At 70.1% G+C, this 19,714-nt stretch carries 17 protein-coding genes; 8 read left to right on the top strand and 9 right to left on the bottom strand.

Translation table 11 applies throughout. From position 1 onward, the window contains the following. Positions 1-57 precede the first annotated feature (57 nt). Complete coding sequence (locus VMT40_RS18585; protein ID WP_326359576.1) at positions 58-1,860, bottom strand: DEAD/DEAH box helicase; 1,803 nt, start codon at positions 1,858-1,860, stop codon at positions 58-60. A gap of 44 nt (positions 1,861-1,904) precedes the next feature. On the opposite strand from VMT40_RS18585, the gene VMT40_RS18590 reads away from it, so the two are divergent. Together VMT40_RS18590 and VMT40_RS18595 are read left to right on the top strand one after the other, a co-directional pair. Next, positions 1,905-2,936, top strand: a complete 1,032-nt coding sequence (locus VMT40_RS18590) for a carbon-nitrogen hydrolase family protein (protein ID WP_442790006.1) — start codon at positions 1,905-1,907, stop codon at positions 2,934-2,936. Between the two features lie 44 nt (positions 2,937-2,980). Then, entirely contained in the window at positions 2,981-3,628 is a 648-nt protein-coding gene (locus VMT40_RS18595) for a phosphoribosyltransferase (protein ID WP_326359577.1), read from the top strand. 38 nt (positions 3,629-3,666) lie between these two features. Here VMT40_RS18595 and VMT40_RS18600 read toward each other — a convergent pair whose 3' ends face one another. Then, a complete protein-coding gene (locus VMT40_RS18600) occupies positions 3,667-4,446 on the bottom strand; it encodes an alpha/beta hydrolase (RefSeq protein ID WP_326359578.1) in 780 nt (259 codons plus the stop codon). A gap of 391 nt (positions 4,447-4,837) precedes the next feature. Between VMT40_RS18600 and VMT40_RS18605 the strand changes: the two genes are divergently transcribed. Beyond that, positions 4,838-8,746 carry a bifunctional RecB family nuclease/DEAD/DEAH box helicase gene (locus VMT40_RS18605; RefSeq protein WP_326359579.1) on the top strand — a complete coding sequence of 1,303 codons (3,909 nt, stop codon included), beginning with the start codon at positions 4,838-4,840 and terminating at the stop codon, positions 8,744-8,746. Between the two features lie 24 nt (positions 8,747-8,770). Here the strand turns inward: VMT40_RS18605 and VMT40_RS18610 are convergent, their stop codons facing one another. After that, entirely contained in the window at positions 8,771-9,949 is a 1,179-nt protein-coding gene (locus tag VMT40_RS18610; protein WP_326359580.1) for an amino acid deaminase/aldolase, read from the bottom strand. A 46-nt stretch (positions 9,950-9,995) separates the two neighbouring features. Next, positions 9,996-10,478 carry a TetR family transcriptional regulator gene (locus VMT40_RS18615; RefSeq protein WP_326359581.1) on the bottom strand — a complete coding sequence of 161 codons (483 nt, stop codon included), beginning with the start codon at positions 10,476-10,478 and terminating at the stop codon, positions 9,996-9,998. A gap of 445 nt (positions 10,479-10,923) precedes the next feature. Here VMT40_RS18615 and VMT40_RS18620 point away from each other — a divergent pair, with 445 nt between their 5' ends. Beyond that, a complete protein-coding gene (locus tag VMT40_RS18620; protein WP_326359583.1) occupies positions 10,924-11,658 on the top strand; it encodes a tyrosine-protein phosphatase in 735 nt (244 codons plus the stop codon). 25 nt (positions 11,659-11,683) lie between these two features. Here the strand turns inward: VMT40_RS18620 and VMT40_RS18625 are convergent, their stop codons facing one another. Together VMT40_RS18625 and VMT40_RS18630 are read right to left on the bottom strand one after the other, a co-directional pair. Continuing rightward, positions 11,684-12,934: a class I adenylate-forming enzyme family protein gene (locus VMT40_RS18625; RefSeq protein ID WP_326359584.1), complete on the bottom strand. Its 1,251-nt coding sequence runs from the start codon at positions 12,932-12,934 to the stop codon at positions 11,684-11,686. A 331-nt stretch (positions 12,935-13,265) separates the two neighbouring features. Then, the gene (locus VMT40_RS18630) at positions 13,266-14,060 is read right to left on the bottom strand and encodes an enoyl-CoA hydratase/isomerase family protein (RefSeq protein ID WP_326359585.1); all 795 of its coding nucleotides are present in this window, start codon (positions 14,058-14,060) and stop codon (positions 13,266-13,268) included. Between the two features lie 71 nt (positions 14,061-14,131). Between VMT40_RS18630 and VMT40_RS18635 the strand changes: the two genes are divergently transcribed. Further along, positions 14,132-15,157 carry a glutathione S-transferase family protein gene (locus VMT40_RS18635; RefSeq protein ID WP_326359587.1) on the top strand — a complete coding sequence of 342 codons (1,026 nt, stop codon included), beginning with the start codon at positions 14,132-14,134 and terminating at the stop codon, positions 15,155-15,157. Between the two features lie 24 nt (positions 15,158-15,181). Here VMT40_RS18635 and VMT40_RS18640 read toward each other — a convergent pair whose 3' ends face one another. Next, positions 15,182-15,601: a VOC family protein gene (locus VMT40_RS18640; RefSeq protein ID WP_326359589.1), complete on the bottom strand. Its 420-nt coding sequence runs from the start codon at positions 15,599-15,601 to the stop codon at positions 15,182-15,184. 4 nt (positions 15,602-15,605) lie between these two features. Next, complete coding sequence (locus VMT40_RS18645; protein ID WP_326359590.1) at positions 15,606-16,445, bottom strand: AraC family transcriptional regulator; 840 nt, start codon at positions 16,443-16,445, stop codon at positions 15,606-15,608. Between the two features lie 145 nt (positions 16,446-16,590). Here VMT40_RS18645 and VMT40_RS18650 point away from each other — a divergent pair, with 145 nt between their 5' ends. The 3 genes from VMT40_RS18650 to VMT40_RS18660 are packed head-to-tail and all read left to right on the top strand — an operon-like array spanning position 16,591 to position 19,077. Next, positions 16,591-17,307: a hypothetical protein gene (locus tag VMT40_RS18650; RefSeq protein ID WP_326359592.1), complete on the top strand. Its 717-nt coding sequence runs from the start codon at positions 16,591-16,593 to the stop codon at positions 17,305-17,307. After that, positions 17,304-18,248, top strand: a complete 945-nt coding sequence (locus VMT40_RS18655; protein WP_326359593.1) for an ABC transporter ATP-binding protein — start codon at positions 17,304-17,306, stop codon at positions 18,246-18,248. The genes VMT40_RS18650 and VMT40_RS18655 overlap by 4 nt, the downstream gene beginning before the upstream one ends. Before the next feature lie 40 nt (positions 18,249-18,288). Next, positions 18,289-19,077, top strand: a complete 789-nt coding sequence (locus VMT40_RS18660) for a hypothetical protein (RefSeq protein ID WP_326359595.1) — start codon at positions 18,289-18,291, stop codon at positions 19,075-19,077. On the opposite strand, the gene VMT40_RS18665 is transcribed toward VMT40_RS18660, so the two are convergent. Further along, the gene (locus VMT40_RS18665) at positions 19,078-19,611 is read right to left on the bottom strand and encodes a VOC family protein (RefSeq protein WP_326359597.1); all 534 of its coding nucleotides are present in this window, start codon (positions 19,609-19,611) and stop codon (positions 19,078-19,080) included. Positions 19,612-19,714: the final 103 nt, after the last annotated feature.

A 19,714-nucleotide genomic window follows, 5' to 3' on the forward strand; every position in this document is an offset into this window, starting at 1 on the left:
AAAGCACAACGCCCGCATTCCTTCTGGAATGCGGGCGTTGTCTTGCGTCCTACCGCCTCAGGCGCGGGGCTTGCGGCGCTCGTAGCGCGGCTTGCTGTCGCGGAACTCGCGGCGCGGGGCGCGGCTCATGGAGCGCTGTCCGGGCGGGCCCTGATCCAGCTGGAGCTGGATGAGCTGGCCGCTGATGCGGGTGCGGCTCAAGGCGTTCAGGGTCTCGTCGGACAGGTCGGCGGGCAGCTCGACCAGCGAGTGGTCGGGCCGGATGCTGATGTGCCCGAAGTCGCTGCGGCGCAGGCCGCCCTCATTGGCGATGGCTCCGACGATCGCGCCGGGAGCGACCTTGTGGCGCTTGCCCACCGAGATCCGGTAGGTGGCCAGCTCCGCACCGGTCTGCCGGTGGCGGGAGGGTTCGCGCCGCTCGCGCGGTCCACGGTCGTCGAAGGCACGCGGGGTGCGCTCGCGATCCCGGTCGCGGCGCTCGCGCGGAGCGGGCTCCGGATCGGGCTCCATGTAGAAGGTGTCGCCCTCGTGGCCGCCGACCGCGAGCGCCGCCGCGATATCCACCAGCGGGATATTGTGCTCGCGCTCGTATTCCTCGATGAGCTTGCGGAACAGCGGCAGGTTCGCCGAGTTCAGGTTCTCGGTGATGGCGTCGTGGAACTTGGTGACGCGCTGCGCGTTCACGTCCTCGACGCTGGGTAGCTGCATCTCGGTGACCTGCTGGCGGGTGGCGCGCTCGATGGCGTCGAGCAGGCGGCGCTCGCGCGGGGCCACGAACAGCAGCGCGTCACCGGAGCGGCCCGCGCGACCGGTGCGGCCGATGCGGTGCACGTAGGACTCGGTGTCGTGCGGAATGTCGTAGTTCACGACGTGCGAGATGCGTTCCACGTCCAGGCCGCGCGCGGCCACGTCGGTGGCGACCAGAATGTCGAGCACGCCCGACTTGAGCTGGCCGATGGTGCGCTCACGCTGCGCCTGCGCGATGTCGCCATTGATGGCGGCCGCGGAATACCCACGCGCGCGCAGCTTTTCGGCCAACTCCTCGGTGGCCTGCTTGGTGCGCACGAAGATGATCATGGCCTCGAAGGGCTCGACCTCGAGGATGCGGGTCAGCGCGTCCAGCTTGCGCTGATACGACACCAGCACCCAGCGCTGGGTGATGTTGGTGTTGGTGGAGGTCTTGGTCTTGACCGTGATCTCGACCGGTTCCTTCAGGTACTGCTTGGAGATCTTGCGGATCGCGGTCGGCATGGTGGCCGAGAACAGCGCGACCTGCTTCTGCGCGGGCGTGTCGCGCAGGATGCGTTCCACGTCCTCCTGGAAGCCCATCTTGAGCATCTCGTCGGCCTCGTCGAGCACCAGGTACTGCAGCTCGGTGAGGTCGAGGGTGCCGCGCTCGAGGTGATCGATGACGCGACCCGGGGTGCCGACCACCACCTGGGCGCCGCGCCGCAGACCCGACAGCTGGACCGCGTAGTTCTGGCCGCCGTAGATGGGCAGCACGTGCACTCCGGGCATGTGGGTGGCGTACCGGCCGAACGCCTCCGCCACCTGGATGGCCAGTTCTCGAGTCGGGGCCAGCACCAGCGCCTTCGGGGCCTTGCCGGACTCGTTCAACCCCTGCAGCACGGGAATGGCGAACGCGGCGGTCTTACCGGTACCGGTCTGGGCCAGGCCCACCACGTCGTGGCCGTCCAACAGCGGCGGAATCGTCGCCGCCTGAATGGGCGACGGCGATTCGTAGCCGACATCCGCGATGGCCCGCAGAATGCGGTCATCGAGGCCGAGATCGTTGAAGGACGGGCCGGAAACGTCCCTCTCGTCGTCAGTGGGAACGCTGTCGGCCGGTGAGGTACTCATTGCGAAGGATTTTACTGCCTGCTAGCTGCGGGGTTGACCATCGGGTGAATACCCTGGGAGTCGTGCATCCGGACAACTCGCCCGCGCCCTCCGTCTCGACCTCCGTCGGCTCCCCTTCCGGGCTCGGCAATACCGAACCCACACCCGTGCGCAATTACGTCACCGGGACCCTGGCCACCGACGATGCGGCCAGCTCGGGAGCAGTGGCGACGGCCATTCACGAGACCGCCGCGCAGGCCGGGTTGGGCGCGCCGCCCGAGCCCGCGGGCGCGGTGGATGTGGCGGTGGTGCAGTTCGATCCGTACACCGACACCGTGGCCAATCTCACCGCGCTGCGATCGGAGGTCAAGGCCGCCAGCGAACTCGGAGCGAAGGTGGTGGTCGCGCCGGAGTATTCGATGTTCGCCACCAAGGTCCTCGACGAGCGGGCGGTCGCCGCGGCCGAACCGCTGACCGGTCCGTTCGTCACCGGATTGCGGGGCATCGCAGCCGAATTCGGCGTGCACGTGGTCGCGGGCATGGTGGAGACCGCGGGCCCGGATCAGCCCGCCGGGCACGTCTACAACACCCTCGTCGCCGCCACGCCCGATGCCGAATTCGCGGCGGTCTACCGCAAGGTGCATCTCTACGACGCCTTCGGCGCGAAGGAATCCGACCTGCTCATTCCCGGCCCGCTGGACCAGTCACCCACCTTCACCGTGGAGGGCGTGGTGTTCGGCATGCAGCTGTGCTTCGATCTGCGCTTCCCCGAAGGCATTCGCCGCCTGGCCGCGGCCGGGACGCACGTGCTGCTGTTGCCCGCGCAGTGGATTCCCGGCCCCGGCAAGGTCGATCAGTGGACGACGCTGCTGCGCGCCCGGGCCATCGAGAACACCATGTACGTGGCCGCCGCCGACCAGGCCGCACCCCGCGGCGCGGGCACCTCCATGATCGTCTCCCCCACCGGCGCGGTGCTGGCCGAACTCGGCGACCAGCCGGGCATCGCCACCGCCCGCATCGATCTGGCACACCTCGCCGAGGTCCGCACCACCAATCCGAGCCTGTCCCTGCGCCGCTACACCATTCGCGGCGAGTAGCGAGCGAGCTCCTCCGCGAGGTCGGACGCCTAGACTGGACAGCAATGATCTATCCGGATCGGGGGGCCGCCGGACGCGCGCTGGGTGAACAGCTCGAGCACCTGCGCGCGGCGGATCCCTTGGTGCTGGGACTGCCGCGCGGCGGAGTTCCGGTGGCCGCGGCGGTGCGGGAGGTGATCGGCGGGGATCTGGATGTGCTGTTGGTCCGCAAGCTCGGGGTGCCGTGGCAGCCGGAACTGGCCATGGGCGCCATTGGCGAGGACGACGTGCGGGTGCTGAATTACGACGTCATGCGGCACACCGGGGTGAGCGTCAGCCAGCTGGCGGCCATCGAGGACATGGAACGCGCCGAACTGGAACGCCGACGGCAGATCCTGCGGGTGAGCCCGCCGCTGCCCTTGAAGGACCGGACCGTGATCATCGTGGACGACGGCATGGCCACCGGCGCGACCGTGGCCGCCGGATGCGAGATCGCGCGACTGCATGAACCGCGCCGGGTCGTGGTGGCCGTGCCGGTGTCGAGTGTCGAAGCGCTGCACCGGATTCGGTCGGTCGCCGACGAGGTGGTGTGCCCGCTGGTGCCCCGCGCCCTGGGCGGGGTCGGCGGAGCCTACCGGGACTTTCACCAGCTGACCGACGAGGAAGTGGTGGAACTGTTGCGCCCCACCGCTTCCCACGATCCGGGTGAGTGAACGTCGGCGAACCCTTGCGGTGTCGCCGCGGGGAGGCGTCAGACCAGCGAACGGGCGTGGACGAATTCGACGATCTCCGCGGTGACCTCGGCGTGCACCGGCTCGTGCAGGAGGTCGTGCCCGGCGTGGGGGTAGGTGGTGAAGCGCGCGCCGACCTGGGCGGCCCAGTCGCGGACCGGGTCGAGTGGGGCGCGGCGGTCGTCCTCGCCGTGCACGATCAGTACCGGCAGGCCCTCGGGCAGGCGGGGGCCGGGCCAGTCCGAATCCCGCTCAGTCGCGACCGCGGCACGCGACCGGGCACCGGCGTGGGCACGGGAGGGCGTGGCCACACCGCGACGCGGAGAATCGGCAGCGCGAGGCGGGGAATCGGCACCGCGTTGCGGAGAATCAGCACCGCGTGCGGACTTCGGGGACTTGCCCTCGAGGACCGCCTTCGGCGTGCCGGACAGCACCAGGCCCGAGAATTCGCCCGGCTCCGCGTCCCGCAGCACCGCCAGCGCGGTGGCCGCGCCCAGCGAGTGGCCGAGCAGGAAGGGTGTGGAATTCGCCTGGGCGTGCACCTGTTCCAGGAACAGCCTGGCGTCGGCCGCCAATTCGTGGATATTGCCCGGCCGGTCCGGATCCCCTTCGCTGAGGCCGTGGCCGGAGGTGTCCAGGGCCCAGAGTTCGATTCCCCGGGCGGCGAGCGCCCTGGCGAACCGGTGGTAGTGCGCGCTGTGCTGGCCGATTCCGGGTAACAGGGCCAGCGCGGCCTGTGCATTGTCGAGCTGCCATCGTCGGTAGTGAAGGCGGCCGCGAGCGCCCGCGAGGTAGAGCATCGGCAGATTGTGACAGACCGGGCAGGGTTGCGGGGCTACTCCGCGGAGGCGACCGGCCAGTAATGAGGAGGAGTCCGCGAACCGCGCGTGACCGGCGACACGCCGGACCCGGCGGTGGGGTTTCTCACCCCCGACCGGGGGATCGGCGTACACCCGCCGGGGTGGCGCGGCCGAGTCGTGTTGTCCCCCAACATCGCCCGCGCACCGTCCGCGAACTCGGTGGCGGCGGGCGCGGCCCCCGGCCCGAATCGGCCGCACCTGACGACACACCACGGGCCCCGCAGTCACTACGCTATGGCGCGACTCGGCCGCGCGTGGACTGTTTCCGCGAGGACCAATTTCGGCCGGGTGCGGGTGTCGGCGGAGGAGAGGCACAGGAGGGCCGCGATTGATGCTGTTCGGTGATCGTGTCGTGTGCAGCACCGGTGACCTGGTGACGGCGGCGCGCTGTGAGTTCGCGCTGCTGCGCGCGCTCGACGCCGAACTGGGACTGGTCACGCCGCTGGAGGCCCCGTCCCCCGGCGCGCTCACCCGCACCCCCGACCCGGCCGTCGAACACCGCCTCGCCGACCTCCGCGACCGCCACGGCCCCGCCGTCACCCGCATCCGCCTGTCCCCACCCGCCCACCTCGCCCTCGGGCAGGCAGCACCCGCCCAGCGCCCGCACGATCTCGCGGCGCGACCGCAGGGCCACGCATTGCAGCCGAGTGCGGGTGCGCCACACGATGGTGCGACGCACTCGCATGATGGCGCGGACGCGCTACCGGGCGACCCGCGCGAATCAAGTTCGAACGCATCGGCAGCGGCCCGGCGGTTCGCGGATCGCCGCGGGCCGACTCCGATGCTGGCCGAGGATCTGCGGGCGGAGGCGCTGGCCGGATTGCGGGCGGGGCATGAGGAGACGTTGGCGGCGCTGAGCTCCGACGCCGAGGCGGTGGCGGGGGCCGTCGTGTTCGACGGCGACTTCGTGGCGCGATGCGATTTCCTGGTGCGAGAACATTCGCCGGAGACGCACGACTATGTGGTGACCGGGGTGTCCGGTCGGCGGGATCGGATCGCGACGCTGCTGGGACTGGCGGCCATGGCGGAAGCCCTGCGGCGCAATGGTTTCCGGGCCGCACCGCACGCGCGGATCTGGGAGGACGGGGTCGCGGTCGGGCATCCGCTGGCCGATATGGCGGTGGTGTATCAGGCGCGGCGGGCGCGGTTGCACCTCATCGTGGACACCAAGCTCGGTGAACTGCTGCCGGTGCAGTGGGGTGACCGACGCTTCCTCGCCTGCGGCCACTGCCCCACCTGCACCGCCGAACTCGAGGCCCGCCGCGACCTGCTGCTGGTGGCGGGCATGCGTCCGGCCACCCGAGCCCACCTGCGCGACGCGGGCATCACCACCCTCGACCGCCTCGCCGTCGCCGACACGGTGGTGACCGGCATCCCCACCGCCACCCTGACCACCCTGCGACTGCAGGCCGAGGTGCAGATTCTCCGCGAACGCACCGACCGCCCCGTACACGGCCTCATCGACCCGGCCGCCCTCGCCGCCCTCCCCGCACCCACCCGAGGCGACCTCTTCGTGAGCGTCACCCCGGCCTGCGCCCCCGACCCCGCCACCGGCTTCACCCGCGCACCCTCTGGAATCGCCTGCGCCACCGGCGATCTCGTCGTCACCATTCGATCGGCCGGGCCGCCTCGATCGACCGAGGTCGGCCCCGCCCACTCGGCGCACGCCCGCACACCCGACACCCTTGCCGCCGGGCGGGCCGCCGACAGCCATTCGGCCGCGCATCCGGTCGGCACGTCCACAGCATGTGCGCTCGAGCTCTCGGGCACGCGCGCGGATGACCAGGCCGACATGCGCCCGATCTCTTCGACCGAGGCCGCCGCTCACCCGGGTGCGATCGGCGAATCAGCCAGCGCCGCAGTCGAACAGCGCGCCGAGGACGCCGGACACGCGGCGGTGACCATCGTGGATCCGGGGCCGGTGCCCGGGGTGAGCACGGTGGCGTTGGGCTTCGTCGCCGAGCCCGCCGCGCCGAAGGTGGAGCGGGCCTTCGTGATTCGGGTCGACGAGCGGGACGGGGTCGGCGCGGCGGTGCGGCGGCGCGATGATGCCGAGAAGCTGTTGGGGTTCCTCCAGGAGCGGCAGCGCGAGTGTAATGACTTGCGAATTCATCATTATCGGGGTGATTTACGCGGGCTGCTGCACGCCATCGGAGAGCGGGATTCCGAGGGCGAGGACGTGGTAGCGGAGTTGCTGCCCGCGCTCGTGGATCTGTACCCGATCGTGCGCGCCGCGCTGGTGGTGGGTGAGCGCTCCTATGACCTGCATCAGCTGCCGCCGAATCAGGAGGAGTGCGAGAACGGGGCCGAAGCCGTACTGCGACTGCGGGATTGGCTGCTCGAACTGGCCGCGCAGCACCGGGTGGCCCCGGCTCGACGCTGGTCCTACGACTACGCCGAGACCGGGCCGGACGATATCGAGGCCGCGCTGCGGGAATTCGCGGAGAGCGACGGCATCGAGCGCGGCGAGGCGCAGGAGGCGGCGGGGCTGACCGCCGCGGCCCTGGGCTATCACCGGCGCGAGCGGCGGCCGCTGCGGTGGGCGCACGACGACCGGCTCGATCACCCGGTGGCCGAATGGGCCGACACCGCAGGGGTTCTCGTCGCCGACTCCGGATCGGTGGACACCGACTGGCACAGCACCGGACAGCGCCCCATGCGCCGCTATCTGACCCTCACCGGACGGCTCGGCACCGGCAACGCACCGCCGCCGGGCACCCCGGTGCTCACCCTCTACGACCGGCCCGCGCCCGGCATGGCCGTCACCCCGGGCCTGCGCGCCACCGCCTGCGCCACCGTGCTCGGCTGCGCGCTGGACACCAACTTCGAAGACGTCGTGCGCGTGGTGGAAGAGCTGCCGGAGGGCTGCGAGCCCTACGGCGAGCTGCCCACCGCCATCGCGCCCTGCCCGCCCGGCCACGACATCCATCTGTCGGAAGCGTTGGAGGACACCGCACATCAGCTGCTGATCACCCTCCCCCAGGTGCCGGAGACGGCCGTCTTCGACATTCTCTGCCGCCGCCCGCCCCGACTGCGCTCGGGCGACGCGCTGCCCGAGGTGTTCGGCGATCACGCCGCCGCCGTCACCGCGGCCGTGCTGGATCTCGACAATTCCTATGCGGCCGTGCAGGGCCCGCCCGGCACCGGCAAGACCGACACCACCGCCCGCGCGGTGGAAAGACTCGTGACTCGTTACCGATGGCGCGTGGGCGTGGTGGCGCGCTCGCACCAGGTGGTCGAGCACGTGCTCGACGCCGTGGTGGCCGTGGGCGTGCTGCCGGAGCTGGTGGCCAAGGCCGACACCCGCTCGGTGGCACCGGAATGGCTGCCCATCGAGGCCTCGCGCTACCCGCGCTTCCTCGACAATGCCGTGAACGGCTGTGTGGTGGGCGGACTTTCGAGCGACTTCACCGATCCCGAGCGCATTGCCCGCGACAGCCTGGACCTGCTGGTCATCGTGGACGCCGGGAAATTCCCCCTGGCCGAGGCGATCGCGGTGGCGGTGTCGGCGCGCAATCTGCTGCTGGTCGGCGATCCCGCACCCCCTTCGGGGCGCGGCGCGCATCCCGAACCCATCGCGCAGTCCGTGCTGGGTCGCCTGCTCGGCCCGCACCGCACGCTGCCCGCCGCCTACGGCTATTTCCTGGACCGCACCTGGCGCATGCATCCGCGCATGTGCGGCCCGGTGTCGCGACTGCGCTACGACAACCGGCTGCGTTCCAATGAAACCGTCACCCTGGCAAGGGAACTCGACGGCATCCCGCCCGGCGTGCGCACGGTGCCGGTGGAGCATCACGGCAACAGCACCGAATCCGCCGAGGAGGCACGCGAAATCGTGCGTCAGGTGCGCACGCTGCTCGGATTGCCCTGGCACACCGGCGCGCTCACCCGCCGCCTGCACCCGCACGACATTCTGGTGGTCGCGCCCTACCACGCCCAGGTCGCGCGCATTCGAACCCTGTTGTCGCGGGCGCGCATCGAGGACGTCCTGGTCGGCACCCCCGACCACTTCCAGGGCCGCGAGGCCGCGGTGGTGCTGGTCTCCATGACCACCTCCGCCCCCGAGGACGCCCCGCACGGCATTGGCGCGCTGCTCTCGCGCCACTGGCTCACCAGCGCGATCTCCCGCGCCATGTGGTCGGCCATCATCGTGCGCTCACCCCTGCTGACCGAATACCTCCCGGCCACCACCGCCGAACTCTCCGACCTGGCCGCGGTGCTGCAACTCGATCGGGTCTAGCGCCTTCAGCGACCCCGAAACAGGTCAGCCGAAGCTGTGTCCTTCGCCGCGGTAGGTCGGCACCGTCGTGCGGGTGCCGTCCTCGTCGACCAGATGCACTTCGTTGAACCGCTCGCACAGTTCGCCCGCCTTGGCGTGCCGGAACCACACGCGATCACCGATGGCCAGGCCCTCCGCACCCGCGAGCGGGGTCTGCACCTCGCCCGCGCCCTCGGTGCCGAGGAGCTTCAAACCCAACGGCCACACCGGCTTCGGGACCCGCGAGGCCCCCGCCGGACCGGAGGCGATGTAGCCGCCGGAGAAGACGGTGGCAATGCCCGGCGCGGGATGCCGCAGCACGGGCGTGGCGAAATACATGGACGGGCGGGGCGCGAGATTGCGGTAGCCGTCGAAGAGGGTCGGCAGGTAGAGGCCGGATCCGGCCGTCACCTCGGTGACATTCGGATCGGAGATGCTGACCTCGATCGATCCGGTGCCGCCGCTATTGACGATCTCCAGCTCGCCGACCGCCGACCGCACCGCGTCCAGCACCCGGCGGCGACGCCTGCCGATCTCGTCGGCCGACAGCTTCTTCACCAGGCGCACAGCGGGATTGGTGTCGGGCAGGCCCGCGATCTGCGCCTCGTAGGTCATGACGCCGACGACTCGGAAACCGCGCGAACGGGTTTCGGCGGCCAGCCGGGCGGCCTGCTCCGGCGTGCGAATGGGCGAGCGGCGCACACCCAGGTGCAGCGGCCCGATCCGCAGCGAGGCATCGACATCCAGACACACACGCGGAGCGATCTTTTCGCTGCCGACGGCCGCGCGAATCAGATCCAGCTGATCGGTGTCGTCGATCATCAGGGTGATGGAGTCCAGCAGCAGCGGATCGGCGGCTAGTTCGGCCAGCGCGTGCCGGTCGGCGGTGGGATAGCCCAGCAACACATCGCGCGCGCCCTCGCGCACCAGCCAGATGGCTTCGCGCAGTGAGTAACCCATGATGCCCGCGAACCCGCCGGAGGCGGTGAGCTTGGGGCCCAACACTTCTTCGAGCACCGCGCGGCAGCGCACGGACTTGCTGGCCACCCGGATCGGCACGCCGCGGGCGCGGCTCACCAGGTCGGCGGCATTGGCGCGCAGGGCGGTCAGGCTGACCGCGGCCAGCGGCGGGTCCAGGTCGGCGGTGGCCGCGTGCAGCCCGCTGATCGGCGACGGATCGGTCACCAGATCATTCGACCACGAACTTGGTCAGGCGTCCAGCATTAAGTGCTCAGGGCAGGTCGACGGCCTTCGTGGACAGGTAGGAGACCAGATCGTCGAGGACGACGAGCGAGATCTCGTCATCGCAATCGGCGAGCCAGCGCAGCACCATGCCCTGGATGACGGCCAGCAGATAGGCGGCGATGGCGTCGACCGGTTCCAGCCACTGGGTGCCCGAGCGACGGGCACACAGCTCCAGGAAATCGGTGACATCGGCGTCCAGATCCCGGAACATGGCCGTGGCCATCGGGTCCGGCACGCATGCCGCCTGATTCTCCCAACGCGCCCGCAGCACGGCCAGGGTGGATTCATAGGCGCGCAGCTGACGGTCGGGCGAGGCTTTCAAGATCGGCCACAGCGTGCTGACACCGGCGTGCAGCAGGATGCGCAAGGCACGATTACCGGTGATGTCGAGCGACGCGGCCGTGCTTTCGATGGCCTCGGTCATGGCCGGACGAAGTCCGACCTGGGTGATTTCTCCACTTGCGCTCAACGACAACTCCCTTTGGCGAAAGAACTCGCGCGGACGGCTCGCGACGGTGGTCGCGAAGCAGCGTGCGCGGTTCGCTCAACGGGTTGCAGATCGGCGCTGATCTCCGGTCAGTACACCGGCGTACCCGTTCAACGGGTATCGATGTTACGTCGTTTTCTGGCTCGGTAACCAGCTTTGATAGCCGATTCCGTACCGGAAGAATGTTTCGTTACCTAATCGGAACGGAGCTGCGATCCGATGGGAATGATCAAATTGAACGATCGCCTGGTAAAGCCGTTGATAGGACCAATCGGTATATTACGGAGCCCTGTGCGGTGAAACATAGTCCGTGTGCGCGAGCCCACACTCTCGACACGCATTCCGGCCCCACTCACCGACCGCGAATTCGCCGGTTCGATCGATCGCCGACACCGTGGCGATACCCGCTCACCGATAGCCTGACGGGGTGACTTCAGCGCGCCACGACCAATTCCTGATCTCCGGCACCTTCAATTTCCGCGACCTCGGCGGTGCCCGCACCCTCGACGGCCGCAAGGTTCGCGAGCGTGTGCTCCTACGGTCGGCCCAGCTCAGCCGACTCGACGAGGCCGGACTGGGCACCCTCGGCGAGTTGGGCGTCACCGATGTGCACGACCTGCGCGGATTCGCGGAAATCGACTTCATCGGCCACGACGTGGTGCCGGACGGGGTTCGCCTGCAGGTCACCCCCTTCGACTCGCGCATGGGCGAGACCCCGCCCCACGAGGCGCGCCGCCACGTCACCGCGTCGAGCCACATGCTCGAGGTGTACCGGCTCTTCCCCGCGCTGCCCGAGGCGCACGTGGCGATCCGGGCGCTGGCCGAATCGGTGCTGGCGGGCACCGCCCTGGTGCACTGCGCGGCGGGCAAGGACCGCACCGGCTGGGCCGTGGCAACCCTGCTGCGCGCGGTCGACGTCACCGAAGAGGACATCTACGCCGACTACCTGCTCAGCAATGACGCCGTCCCGACCCTGCGCGCCTTCATGACCGCGGACTCCGACGAGGAACTCTCCGACGACCTGCTCGGCGTCAAGCCCGAATACCTGGCGTCCGCGACCAATTCGATGAACGACATGTACGGCGGCCTCGCGGGCTACCTCGACGAAATCGGCATCACGCCGGGCCTGCGGGACGCACTGAAGGCCCGCCTGTTGGAGTGATCAGTAGACCCGCCTGTTGGAGTGATCAGTCGGCGGCGGCCCGGCGGACCAGGCCGTCCGCGTCGATGCTCACCTGGTTTCCGGTATGGAACCAGCTGCCCGTGAAGCGGGACCGGGTGGTTTGGGGGTCGTTCCAGTAGCGGGGGGTGATGTTGGGGCCGCGGCAGAGGAGTTCGCCGCGGCCGGTGTCGGCGCCCGGGCCCCAGAGGGCGAGTTCGGTTCCGCCGAAGGCGAATCCGAGGGTGTCGCAGGCGCTGCCGTCGCAGGCGGCGGTGTCGTCGTGGGCCAGGCCGATGCCGGAGGTCTCGGTCGCACCCCACACCGACCACTGGCGCGCGGCCGGGAAGACCTCGCGCAGACCGGCGGTGACCGCGTCGGAGGTGGTCCGGTCGGCGGCGGCCAGTTCGGCGCGGTGCCCGGCGCTGCACACCTGGCGCACCTGCTCCACGCGCAGCCCGGCCAGCTCCGGCAGCAGTCCGGCGAAGATGCGCGGGGTGGCCGAGACCATGTCGATGCGTTCGGCGACAAGGGCTTCCGGCACCGCGGACCGGTCGGGGGTGAGCACCACGGTGCCGCCGACCGCGAAGGTGGGCAGTAGCTGATCGACGCAGCCGCTGGCGTGCGCGAGCGGCAGCAGCACCAGATTGCGCAGGCCGTCGGTGGGCAGATCCAGCGCGCCGACCACGGAATGGATTGCCGAGAGCAGGTTCTCGTTGGTCAGCTCCACCCCGCGCGGGCCCGCGCCGGGGCCGAAGGTGGTGTAGCAGAGCAGCGCCAACTCGCCGAGCGACGCGCCGTCGTCGATGAAGGCCGCGGCATCGGGCAGCGCCTCGCCGAAGCCCGCCGCGCGGCCGCCGCCGTCCAGCACGAAGTCGGCGCAGGCGTCGCGAATCACGCGGTCCGCCACCGCATCCGGGAGCCCGTCGTGCACCAGGACCGGGACCGCGCCCGACAGCAGCGCGCCCAGGAACGCCTGTACCCAGCGCGCGCCGACGGGCATGCGCACCGCCACCCGGTCGCCGTAGCCGATGCCGTGCTCCTGCAGGCCGCCCGCGATGCGGGAGGCCGAGTACCAGAGTTCGCGGTAGGTGAGCCGGGGGCCGCCGATCTCCACCACGGCCTCGCGGGCCGCGAAGGTGTGCACCTGGATGTCGAGTAGCTCGGTGAGCGCCGGGGTGAGATTGCCGTAGCGCAGGATGCCGTCCGCGGCGCGCGCAAGGGGGTTGTCGCGCCGACCGTTTCGCGACAGCGGATATTCCACGAGTAACTGCGACATCGTCCCTCCGAGTGCCTCGTTCGCCCTGCCAGGCATGAGTGACTATATGATGCAGATCACAGCCATGGGCGGATTGTCGGCAAACGGATGTCAGGGTTTGACACGACGGAAACAGACCGCCGCCCGGTGAACCCCGTGTTCCCCCGTAAGAGCCTGCGGAAACGTCGTAATTGCGGTGCCTTTCGCAGAGCCACACCGGGTTTCCCTGCCGAGCGGTCTCGGCCTACCCCCTATCCCACACCATCGCAGGTGAGGGGCTTGACACGCCCGAAATACGCCGACACACCCGGCCGCACAAGGCGACCGGATGGTCGACATCCGGGGTTGCCGCCTACTTGCCTGTGTACGTGGCCTTTCCGGGCCCGACCTCGAGGAAGCTCCGCACCGCGTTCTGCAGATCCTCGGTGCCGAACAGTTGCCCGGACACCTCGGGGGTCACCGAATCCGCGTGCGCCACACCGCCGGAACGCCAGGCCCCGATGATCGCCTTGGTGGCGGCGTGCGCCCGGGTCGGCCCGTCGGCGAGCTTGGCCAGCAGGGCCCGGGCCGCGGCGTCGACATCCTCGTGCACGGCGTTCACCACGCCCCAGTCGGCCATGGTGGCGGCGTCGTAGAGGTCGGCGGTCATGACGAACTCGCGGGCCCGGCCGGAGCCCGCGCGCTCGGCCAGCCGCTGCGGGCCGCCCATCGAGGGGGTCAGGCCGACCACGGTCTCCACCAGGCCGAACTTGGCCTTCGGGGCGGCCAGGATGATGTCGCAGGCCAGCGCCATCTCGAAAGCCGCGGTGAGGCACAGCGAATGGGCCGCGAAGACGACCGGGCAGGGCAGCGCCTCGAGCGGATGGATGATGCGCGCGAACAGCGTCTGCCACAGCTGCGCACCCTCCTCGACCGTGAGCCCCTGGAAGGTGTGCACGTCGACGCCGCCGGACACCAGCTTGCCCTCGGCGCGCAGCAGCAACGCCCGCGGCGGATTGGCCGACAGCTCCTCGATATCGGCCGAGAGCGCCTCCAGCAGAGCCTTGTCGAAGAGGTTGAGCGGCGGGTGGTCGATGGTGAGGATCGCCGCGTCCGCGCCGCCCGCGGTGACGATGCGTTCCAGGCGGGTGGGCTTCGAGTCAGTCATGAATGCGAATGTATGCGCCCGCTCACTTTCGGTACAGACCGGGCATGGACGTTTTCTGACAGACTGGCCAGGTGACCACCTCGAAATCCGAGCCGGGGAGTTATGTGGAGCCCGGCGAATTCAAGCGGGACACGAACTACATCCAGACGCGGATCACCGCGGACGGGCGCGACGGGTATGCCGTCGAGGCCGGGCGGTATCGGCTGGTGGCGGCGCGGGCCTGCCCGTGGGCCAATCGCACGCTCATCGTGCGACGGCTGCTCGGGCTGGAATCGGCGCTGTCGCTGGGACTGTGCGGGCCCACCCACGACAAGCGCAGCTGGACCTTCGATCTGGATCCCGGCGGGGTGGATCCGGTGCTGGGCATCCACTTCCTGCGGGACGCGTATTTCCAGCGCTTCCCGGACTATCCGCGCGGCATCACCGTGCCCGCCCTCGTGGACGAGCGCAGCGGCGCGGTGGTCACCAACGACTACGCGCAGATGACCCTCGACTTCTCCACCGAGTGGAGCGAGTTCCACCGGCCGGGCGCACCGCAGCTGTATCCGGAAGACCTTCGCGCGGAAATAGATTCGGTGAACCGCCGGGTCTACACCGAGGTCAACAATGGCGTCTACCGCTGCGGTTTCGCCGGTGACCAGCAGGCCTACGAGGCCGCCTACGATCGGCTCTTCACCGCGCTGGACTGGCTCTCGGAGCGGCTGTCCACCCAGCGCTACCTGGTCGGCGACACCATTACCGAGGCCGACGTCCGCCTGTTCACCACCCTGGTCCGCTTCGACCCGGTGTATCACGGGCACTTCAAGTGCAACCGCGACAAACTCACCGAGCTACCCGTGCTGTGGGCCTACGCCCGCGACCTGTTCCAGACCCCCGGCTTCGGCGACACCGTCGACTTCGTGCAGATCAAACAGCACTACTACATCGTCCACACCGACATCAACCCGACGCGCGTCGTCCCCAAGGGCCCGGAACTGGCCAACTGGCTGACCCCGCACGGTCGAGAAGCCTTGGGCGGCAGCCCCTTCGGCAACGGCACCCCGCCACCCCCGCCGCTCGAGTCCGAGCGCGTCCCCGTCGGCCACGGCGCGGGTTGAGAGTTATACGGCTCAGTCTGAGGATTATTCGCCCGTCACGCCCGGGTAGGTGCCGAAGCTCCAGTAGACGCCCTCGGGGTCGCGACAGGTGAAACCCCGTGATTCGTAATCGGTTTCGTCGCGCAGTTCGCGGGTGATGTTCGCGCCCGCGGCCTTCGCGCGGTCGTAGAGGGCGTCGGGGTTGTCGACGACGATGTAGGCGGAGCCGACGCCGGGCGGCTGGCATTCCAGCGCCATGCCCTCGCGGATGCCGCCGAGCATGATGCCGCCGCCACCCGGCCAGGCGAGTTCGGCGTGGTGGACCACGTCGCCCTCGGAGTAGCAGGCCTTGGTCTCGAAGCCGAAGGCCTGCTCGAGGAAGGTGATGGCGGCCTTGGCGTCGCGGTAGACGAAGGTCGGCCAGATGACCGTGCCGGTCGATACGGAAGTTGTCGATTCGCTCATGCGTCTAGCCTCCCGCCGTGGCAGTTTGTTGGTCTTGGACGAATGGGAACTCCTCGCGTTCCCGCCAGACCGAGGGCGGCATGCCCGCCAGCTCGCGCCATTCCCGGGCCATGTGCGCCTGGTCGTAGTACCCGGCGGCCGCGGCCACCTCGGCCAGCGGCGGCAGGGTCGGCTCGCGCAGCAGCCGGTGCGAGCGTTCGAACCGGGCCACCCGCACCGCGTCCTTGGGGGTGATGCCGAACTCGGCGCTGAAACGATTGCCGAGATGCCTTCGGCTCCAGCCGATCTCGTCGGCGACGGCGGCCACCCGCACGGTCGGATCCGGGCCCGATAGCAGATCCCAAGCATGGGTCAGTTCGGCATCCCACGGTACGGGCGCCACCCGCCGCAGCAGGATCTCGTCGATGACGGCGAAACGCTCCGGCCAGGTCGACAGCAGCGACAGCCGTTCCCGCAGTTCGATAGCCCGCGGACCGAGTACATCGGTCAGGTCCACGATCCAGGAGCCGAGCGCGGCGGCGGGCATGCCGAACAGCGCGCGGCAGCCCCGCGGCGTCAGATCGATCTGCACCCCGTGCTGGAACCCGTTGTGCGCGATCACCGCCGGGTGCACGGTGAGTCCGCTGGCCAGCATGTCCCAGCGGCCGCCCGCCTGGTCGGGATGGGAGGACACGGGCACGTCGATCGGCTCGTCGATGGTGATGATCACGGTCAGCGCGATCCCCGGCATGCCGATGTGCTGACCCGGCGCGAAGCCGTGCAGCAGGTAGCCCTGGTACCCGTGCACGTAGGGGCGCAGTCGCGGATCGGGCAGTCCCGACGCGCCTTCGGACACGCCTGCCACGCATCCCACCCTAAGCTGATTTCGAGCTACGCGGGGGCCTGATCTCACGCCACGCGGGACCCTCCCATCCGGAACCGGTCTATCTCGCGAATCGTTGTCGAGGTGCCATAGAGTTTCGGAGGACCGCACGGAGAAGGGGTTGTCGATGTTCAAGGCCGGGCTCGAGAAGGCTGTCGTCTCCCTGCTCGACAATGGGTCGCAGGTGCAGGCTCCGGCCGTCGCGAAGTACGTCGGCAAGCTGCGGGACGCGCATCCGGGCGAATCGCCCGCGCAGATCATCGCGCGCATCGAGAAGCTGTACCTCAATACCGTCACCAGTTCGGGCACGGCGGTCGGCGCGACCGCGGCGGTGCCGGGCGTCGGCACGGTCGCCTCGCTGGCGGCCATGAGCGCCGAGACCGCGTTCTTCCTGGAGGCGTCGGCGGTGTTCACCCTCGCCGTGGCGGCCGTGCACGGGGTCGCGCCGGAGGACAAGGAGCGCCGCCGCGCGCTGGTGCTGGCCGTGGTGCTCGGCGAGTCCGGCATGGAGATCGTGCAGAAGAGCGTCGGGCATTCGGCCAAGAACTGGGGCGGGCTGCTGGCCACCAAGATCCCCGGCATCAGCGCCATGAACGACTCGCTGCTCAAACGGTTCCTGGTGCAGTTCATAGCCAAACGCAGCGCGCTCATGGTCGGCAAGATCATTCCGGCCGGAATCGGCGCGGCCATCGGCGGATTCGGCAACCGGGCGCTGGGCCACGGCGTGGTCGACAATGCCCGCAAGGCCTTCGGCGCGCCGCCGCTGACCTGGCCGCAGCCGCTGGTCATCGACGCCGACCCGCTGCCCGCCGTGGAGGCGCCGAGCTGGGACAAGCAGCCGTGACGCGGCCGCTCGCCTTCGCCGCCGGTGGGCTGACCAAGACCTTCGACACCGTGACCGCGGTCGACGAGGTGAGCTTCGTGGTGCCCGCGGGCACCGTGGCCGCCCTGGTGGGTCCGCACGGGTCCGGGAAATCGACCGTGCTGCGCATGCTGCTCGGATTGCTCACCCCCACCTCCGGCACCGCGAGCGTGGGCGGCCCCGGGTCGGGGGCGAAGGCCGGAGGACAGGTCGTGGGGGCCATGCTGAACCCGCGCGGGCTGCATCCGGCCCGGAAGGTGGCCGCGCAGCTGCGCGTGTTCGCTTCCGCCGCAGGGGTTTCCGATACCCGCGTCGAGGAGCTGCTGACCCTGGTCCGACTCACCGATGTCGCCGATCGACGCATCGGCGGCCTGACCGAGGGCATGCGGACCCGGCTGGCGCTGGCCGTCGCCCTGCTCGGCGATCCCCCGCTGCTGGTGCTCGACGATCCGACCGCCGGGCTCGATGTGCGGGAAACCGCCTGGCTCAACGACTTTCTGCGCGGACACGCCCGCCGCGGCGGCACCGTGCTGCTCACCTCCCGGACCCTGAGTACCGTGCTGCCCATCGCCGACGAGCTCATCGTCCTGGACCGCGGCGCCATCGCCTACCAGGGCAGCCCCGCCCGACTGCGCCGCAGCCACCCGGATCGGCTGCTGGTCAAGGCCTCCAGCCCGATCGCCCTGGCCACCAGCCTGGCCGCGCAGGGCTTCACCGACGCGGTGATGCGCCCCGACGGTCGCCTGGCGGTCGCGGAAGCCTCGCTGTCGCAACTGGAATCGGCCGCCTCCACCGCCCGCGTCCAACTCACCGAGGTCACCCAGGAACACATCCACCCCGACCAGGTCCTGGCCGCCCTCACCCACACCGGAGCCCCCGCACCCACCTATCCGGCCCCGGCTCCCTACGGCACCTATCGTTGACGCCGTTGTCCCCCAGCCTGGTTCGACGAGAGGACGCTCGATGAAGCTCACGGTGCCGCCGGTGGTGGCGCGGGCCGCGAATTCCGAAGTGCGGAAGGTTACTTCGGTGCGGATCAACTGGGTGATCGGCGGCGGGGTCGTGCTCGCGGGCATCGCGGCGTTCGTGGCGCTGGGGACGGGGTTTCAGTCGGGCGGGCAGCACGAGGAGGGATTCAGCACGGGGTCCGGGTGGGCGATGCTGCTGACCACCTGGGTGCTGGTGTCGATCGTGGCGGCGGCCGCCGCGTTCGGGGCGCTGGGGTCGGCCTCGGAGTTCCGGTACGGGTCGATGGCGATCGGTTCGTTGTTCACGACCGACCGCACCCTGCTGCTCGGGTCGAAACTGGCGGTGGCGGCGGCGTTCTCGCTCGGCACGGTGCTGTTCATGGAGGTGCTGGGCGGGGCGGCCATGCGGATCGCGGGCGGCTCGCGGGTGCCCATGGACAGCGGATTCTTCGGCGTGCTCATTGGTGTCCCGCTGGCGGCGCTGTGCTGGGCGGTGATCGGCACCGCGCTGGGCTTCGTCCTGCGCTCGCCGACGCAGGCGCTGGCCGCCGTGCTGGGCTGGGCGGTGCTGGAGCCGCTGATCTGGATCACCGCGCGCGCCATCGGCTTCGGCGGGCTGGCGGCCGTGCTTCCGGTCGCCTCGACCGTCGGGGCGATCAGCGGCGGACGCTACGCCAAGAGCGCGCTCATCGCGCCCACCCCGGCCGCCATGGCGCTGCTGGTGCTGTGGACGGCCGCCGCGGGCGCGGCGGGCTGGTGGTTCTTCACCCGCCGCGATATCTGATCAGGCCCGGTCGGCGAACGCGCGCCGCCACACCTCGTGATCGGTGCGCGGGCCGCCGGGGGTGTCCGCGCCGTACTTCTCGATGAGGGCGGGCAGATCCAGCGGGACGCTGGGCACGGTCATGGCGGCGAGCTCGGCCTCCACCGCCGCGTCGGGAACCAGCCAGCAGACCTCGAATTCGATGCCGTCCGGATCGGCGACATAGAGCGCCTTGGTGGTGGCGTGGTCGGAGGCTCCGGTGAGCGCCCCGGCCGCGGTCAAAGCCGCACGCACGCGCTGCAATTCGGCGAGCGTGTCCACCTCCCACGCCAGGTGGTAGAGACCGACCCGGCCGGTGCGGTGCGCCACCGAAGGATCCGGCGACTGGAACAGCCCCAGATCGTGGTCGTTGGCAGACCCCTCCGCTTGCAGGAACACCGCACCCGGGAAGCCGCCGGGCAGTCGCCGGAAGCCCAGCACCTCGGAGTAGAAGGCGGCGGAGCGCTCCACGTCGGAGACGAATAGGACGGCGTGATTGAGACGCTGAATCGGCATGCCTCCAGCCGACCACGCCTGTCCGCGCGGCACAAGGTGTCGGCCCATCCCGGCACACTGGAGGTGCGGAACGAAGTCGGGAACAAAGCGGGGGTGGGAAGAC

Source organism: Nocardia sp. CDC160 (genome assembly GCF_035818795.1).
In the GTDB taxonomy this organism is placed as follows: Bacteria; Actinomycetota; Actinomycetes; order Mycobacteriales; family Mycobacteriaceae; genus Nocardia.

Bases quoted from the DNA above. Each gene is read 5' to 3' on its own strand.
- VMT40_RS18585 (WP_326359576.1), bottom strand. From the start codon at position 1,860: ATGAGTACCTCACCGGCCGACAGCGTTCCCACTGACGACGAGAGGGAC.
- VMT40_RS18595 (WP_326359577.1), top strand. From the start codon at position 2,981: ATGATCTATCCGGATCGGGGGGCCGCCGGACGCGCGCTGGGTGAACAG.
- VMT40_RS18600 (WP_326359578.1), bottom strand. From the start codon at position 4,446: ATGCTCTACCTCGCGGGCGCTCGCGGCCGCCTTCACTACCGACGATGG.
- VMT40_RS18605 (WP_326359579.1), top strand. From the start codon at position 4,838: ATGCTGTTCGGTGATCGTGTCGTGTGCAGCACCGGTGACCTGGTGACG.
- VMT40_RS18625 (WP_326359584.1), bottom strand. From the start codon at position 12,934: ATGTCGCAGTTACTCGTGGAATATCCGCTGTCGCGAAACGGTCGGCGC.
- VMT40_RS18630 (WP_326359585.1), bottom strand. From the start codon at position 14,060: ATGACTGACTCGAAGCCCACCCGCCTGGAACGCATCGTCACCGCGGGC.
- VMT40_RS18640 (WP_326359589.1), bottom strand. From the start codon at position 15,601: ATGAGCGAATCGACAACTTCCGTATCGACCGGCACGGTCATCTGGCCG.
- VMT40_RS18650 (WP_326359592.1), top strand. From the start codon at position 16,591: ATGTTCAAGGCCGGGCTCGAGAAGGCTGTCGTCTCCCTGCTCGACAAT.
- VMT40_RS18660 (WP_326359595.1), top strand. From the start codon at position 18,289: ATGAAGCTCACGGTGCCGCCGGTGGTGGCGCGGGCCGCGAATTCCGAA.
- VMT40_RS18665 (WP_326359597.1), bottom strand. From the start codon at position 19,611: ATGCCGATTCAGCGTCTCAATCACGCCGTCCTATTCGTCTCCGACGTG.